Source organism: Terrisporobacter muris (genome assembly GCF_024621905.1).
In the GTDB taxonomy this organism is placed as follows: domain Bacteria; phylum Bacillota; class Clostridia; order Peptostreptococcales; family Peptostreptococcaceae; genus Terrisporobacter; species Terrisporobacter muris.
This window is the reverse complement of record NZ_JANKBY010000289.1, coordinates 1-4,866: the sequence shown is the minus strand read 5'-3', so window position 1 is coordinate 4,866 and position 4,866 is coordinate 1. Positions and strand designations below refer to the sequence as shown.

The window sequence follows — 4,866 nt, the reverse complement described above, 5'->3', positions numbered from 1 at the left end:
TTTTGACAAATTACTTTATAATAGAATTAAATAATTTTAAGATATTGGAGGAAAAATAATAATGATATTTAAATCAGATATAGAAATAGCACAGGAAGCAAAACCTCTACATATTAGAGAAATCGGTAAAAAATTAGGTCTAAACGAAGATGAACTTGAATTTTATGGTAAATACAAGGCTAAGATTGATTATAATTTATTAAAAATACATAAAAAAAATAAAAAAGCTAAGCTAATTTTAACTACAGCAATAAATCCAACTCCAGCAGGAGAAGGGAAAACTACAACTACAATAGGACTAGCAGATGGATTGCAAAAGATCGGTAAAAAATCAATAGTTGCACTTAGAGAACCATCTTTAGGACCTGTATTTGGAATAAAAGGTGGTGCTGCTGGTGGAGGGTATGCTCAAGTTATACCAATGGAGGATATAAATCTACACTTTACAGGAGATTTTCACGCCATAGGAGCTGCAAATAATTTATTAGCAGCTATGATAGATAACCATATACACCAAGGAAATAAATTAAATATTGATCCAAGAACTATAACTTGGAGAAGATGCGTAGATATGAATGATAGACAATTAAGAAATATAGTTTGTGGTATGGGGAGAAAAGTTGATGGTGTAGTTAGAGAAGACGGATTCGATATAACTGTAGCATCAGAAGTTATGGCAGCTTTCTGCTTAGCTAATGATATTGCTGAACTGAGAGAAAAGTTAGGAAATATCATTATTGGATATAATTATGAAAATCTACCTGTAATGGCTAAAGAATTAAATGCCAATGGAGCAATGGCAGCCTTATTAAAAGATGCATTAAAGCCTAATTTAGTTCAAACTCTAGAGGGAACACCTGCTTTTGTTCATGGAGGTCCATTTGCCAATATAGCTCATGGATGTAACTCTATAATAGCCACAAAAATGGCAATGAATTTTGCAGATTATGTTGTAACAGAAGGTGGATTTGGGGCAGATTTGGGAGCAGAAAAATTTTTAGATATAAAATGTAGAATGGCAGATATAAAACCAGATGCCGTTATTATAGTAGTCACTGTAAGAGCATTAAAATACAATGGTGGTGTAGATAAAGGTAACTTAAATGACACTAATTTGGAAGCTTTAGAAGCTGGTTTGCCCAATTTATTAAAACATGTGGAGAATATTACACAAGTATTTAAATTACCAGCAGTTGTGGCAATTAATGAATTCCCAACAGACAGCCAAGAAGAAATAAATTTAATAAAAGAAAAATGTAATGATTTAGGAGTAAACGTGATTTTATCACAAGTATGGGCAAAAGGTGGAGAAGGCGGAGTTGAGCTTGCTAAAGAAGTAGTAAAACTTTGTGAAGAAGAAAATAACTTTGAATACGCATACTCATTAGAAGGCTCAATCAAAGATAAAATTAATCAGATTGCTAGAAAAATATATGGTGCTGAAGGAGTAGATTTTACTAAAGAAGCAGATAAAGAAATAGCTAACTTAGAAAAATTAGGATTTGATAAATTACCGATTTGTATGGCGAAAACACAATACTCTTTAACAGATGATCCATCAAAGCTTGGAAGACCAGAAAACTTTAGAATAACAGTTAGAAAGATTAATATAAGTGCAGGTGCTGGATTTATAGTAGCTTTAACAGGAGATATTATGAAAATGCCAGGATTACCAAAGGTGCCATCAGCTGAAAGAATTGATATTGATGAAAATGGTGTAATAGTAGGATTATTCTAAAATAAATAGATAATGTAATCTAATCTAAGGTATTAATGAAAAACTAATCATAAATAAAATATTATTTAATTAAGATAAAAGTAGTGATAGTATAAACTTATTGCTACTTTTATTTTTGATACAAATAAGTTTCAAGGGGTATATGTGGTAATAAGTGATTATTGAAAAATATTAAATATATCTGATATAATCAGTAAGTATTTTAATTAGACAAAGATTAGGAGGAGATTAAGTGATTATTCACGGGCAGAAAAGAAAGAATAGATTTAGAAAATTAATATGTATTAGCTTTATTGCTTTTTTCATTTTAGGAACAAACTTGGTTGAAGCGGAAGGTAATAAGAGTATAAATGTTCAAAAAAAGATTGTATCCTTAAAATTAGGACAAGTTACAAATATAAATTACATTGAAAATCAAAACGATGATATAGAATACTATTCAAATAATAGAATGGTGGCTACTATAGACCAAAAAGGAAATATAATAGGAAACATGATAGGAAGTACAACTATCGTAGGAGAAGAAGCAGCAGATGGAGATAAATTAGAGACGGTAGTTATAGTGTATAGAGATTTACTAGAACCTTTAAGTGAAATATCAGAACCAAGATATACTTTAAAAAATGGAATATATACAAATGAGTTTGCAAAAAAGACAGATGATGCTTTACTAATGTTTACTGGAGACTTAATGAACCAAACAAGGCAACAAGAAGCAGCAAAAACAGAAGATGGTACTTATGTTTATAATGATAGTTTTAGTATGGTTAAGTCAATATTTTCTCAAGCTGATTTTGTAGCAGGAAATTTAGAAAGTTTGTTATCTAATACATCGCCTTATATGAGTGAAGAAAAAGCATTAGGTGGTCAACCACACTGTAATGGGCCATCAACTTATCTTGATGCTCTAAAATATGCAGGATTTGATGCTTTAGTTAACTCTAATAACCATATAACTGATAATGGAGAAAGAGGTATATTACAAACTCTTGATTTACTTAAGCAATATAAATTTGCATATACAGGAGCTTTTAGAAATAAAGAGGAGCAAAGATTTATTATTGTAGATGTAAATGGTATAAAAGTTGCTCTTATGTCTTATAGTGAAAAATTCAATGGGAAAGATATAACGTTGGATGAAGATGTAAGAGAAATTATGATTAATAGATACACTAAGGAAGCAGTAGAAAGAGATGTAAAAGATGCAAAAGCTATGGGAGCAGAATATATTATTGCTTATAATCACTGGGGTGTAGAATATACAAATGATTATAACGAAGCTCAAGCAAAAAGTGCTGAAGATATGGCTAATGCAGGAGTTGATTTTATAATAGGTTCTCATCCACATGCACTTCAGACATCTGAAGTTATAAATACAAAGGATAATAGACAGGTACCTGTTGTATATTCTTTAGGAAATTTTATATCACATCAATATAAACCTGTAACTAAAGATAATTTTATATTAACTTTAAATTTAAAAAGAGATAAAGATGGTAAGGTATATTTAGCTGATGAAGGATATATTCCTTGTTACGTTTTTGAAGAATATGATAACATTCCTTATTTAGTAACACCAATATCGAAAGACTTTAATGGTGGAATTGAGAATAGTGAACTAAATGAATCATATATGAGAATAAAAAATGTTGTAAATGGAAGCATACCTGAAATAACATCTTATAGTCAATTAAAAAAATAGACTTTACATTAAAATAAACCCTAATAAGGGTTTATTTTTTTACACATAATTATACATATTCTAATATGATAAATTTGAAGGATCGTAATATTAAAACTATGTATAAGGATAATAAATAAGTGTTAATAATCATAGTATTAAATAGAAATATATTTAGACCTGTTGTTTTTATTTCAACTCCACAGATATTAAATCAGCATTAGGTATTGGCAAAAGGAGGGGAAAATGAAAGAATTAAAAAATGTATTAGTATCATTAATATTAATTTTATGTATGTCATTTGTGACTTATCCATCTACAGTATTTGCACAGGATGAAGATGGTTTGGATAATATTGCAGAGGAATATATTGAGCAGTATGTAGAGCAACGAGAAGGAACTATAACAATACATTTTATTGATGAAACAGGAAAAAATGAAAATTGGCAGTATGATAATCAAGTAGATCCTAATAGTTCAGAATACTATTAAGATGAAAATATAAGCAAAAATGATCGAGAGCTAGCTAAACCTATAATAATTTCTGAATTTGAAGAAGGAGAAGAATTTAATCTAGAAAAACATGCTAAAGAAACTTTGGGACAATTAGCAATAAGAAATTATGTTTGTGTAAAAGGAGACAATCCATTAAGAGGTACTTTTATCTTAGATAATGAAGATAATAATATGTACGTTGGATTATATTTTGAATATCAATCGTACACAGTAATCTTAAATTTCTTAGAAAAAGGAACTGACAAATCTATTGCAAATTCTGAAGTTTATACTTATAAAGGTGTAGAAAAGTTTAACTTCAAAGAAACTGACCCACAAGAGATGAACCAATAGAGCAAGAACAAGAGATATCTAATAAACACAGAGTTATAATAAATTATTTAGAGGAAGGTACTAATAAGGTTTTAGCACCTCTGTTTATATCTATAAAAGTAGAAGATAATTTCAGCTATAATGTTAAATGTTAAGAGTAAAGAAGTAAAAAAATACGTGACTATAAATATGTTAAAACAGTAGGAAATGTAAAAGGAGTAATAAAAGATAAAGATGTAGTTATAAATGTTTATTATAAAAAACTAAAAAATATATAGCTACAGTTAATTATCTAAATAAAGAAAACAAATCTATAATCAAACCATATGTATCAAGTCTAATGGATGAAGGTTCTAATTATGATGTTACAAATCACAATGATATAAAAATAAAAGGATATAATTATTATAAGACAAGTGGAGATTCATTAAAAGGCATACTAAAGTGATAAAATTATAAATGTTCATTATATGGAAGATGGTGAAGAAGTAGCAAAAACAGGAGATGATAATAATCTGATTTTATGGGTTGGGATAGGTATACTAGCAATAGTTATAATTTTTATACTAAACAAAAAATTAAGTAATAAATAAAAAATAATTTATAAAGTACTTTGTTG

General features: G+C 28.5%; 5 protein-coding genes. All 5 read left to right on the top strand.

Annotated features, from left to right (window positions below):
- Positions 1-61 precede the first annotated feature (61 nt).
- The 5 genes from NSA58_RS16280 to NSA58_RS16260 all read left to right on the top strand — a co-directional run bounded on the left by NSA58_RS16280 (position 62) and on the right by NSA58_RS16260 (position 4,840).
- Positions 62-1,738: a formate--tetrahydrofolate ligase gene (locus NSA58_RS16280; RefSeq protein ID WP_257560690.1), complete on the top strand. Its 1,677-nt coding sequence runs from the start codon at positions 62-64 to the stop codon at positions 1,736-1,738.
- A 232-nt stretch (positions 1,739-1,970) separates the two neighbouring features.
- On the top strand, positions 1,971-3,440 hold the full coding sequence (locus NSA58_RS16275) for a CapA family protein (RefSeq protein ID WP_257560689.1): 1,470 nt from the start codon (positions 1,971-1,973) through the stop codon (positions 3,438-3,440).
- Positions 3,441-3,665: 225 nt separating this feature from the next.
- Complete coding sequence (locus NSA58_RS16270; protein ID WP_039678836.1) at positions 3,666-3,911, top strand: hypothetical protein; 246 nt, start codon at positions 3,666-3,668, stop codon at positions 3,909-3,911.
- 105 nt (positions 3,912-4,016) lie between these two features.
- A complete protein-coding gene (locus tag NSA58_RS16265) occupies positions 4,017-4,268 on the top strand; it encodes a hypothetical protein (protein ID WP_257560688.1) in 252 nt (83 codons plus the stop codon).
- A 449-nt stretch (positions 4,269-4,717) separates the two neighbouring features.
- Positions 4,718-4,840 carry an LPXTG cell wall anchor domain-containing protein gene (locus NSA58_RS16260; RefSeq protein ID WP_257560687.1) on the top strand — a complete coding sequence of 41 codons (123 nt, stop codon included), beginning with the start codon at positions 4,718-4,720 and terminating at the stop codon, positions 4,838-4,840.
- Positions 4,841-4,866 lie beyond the last annotated feature (26 nt).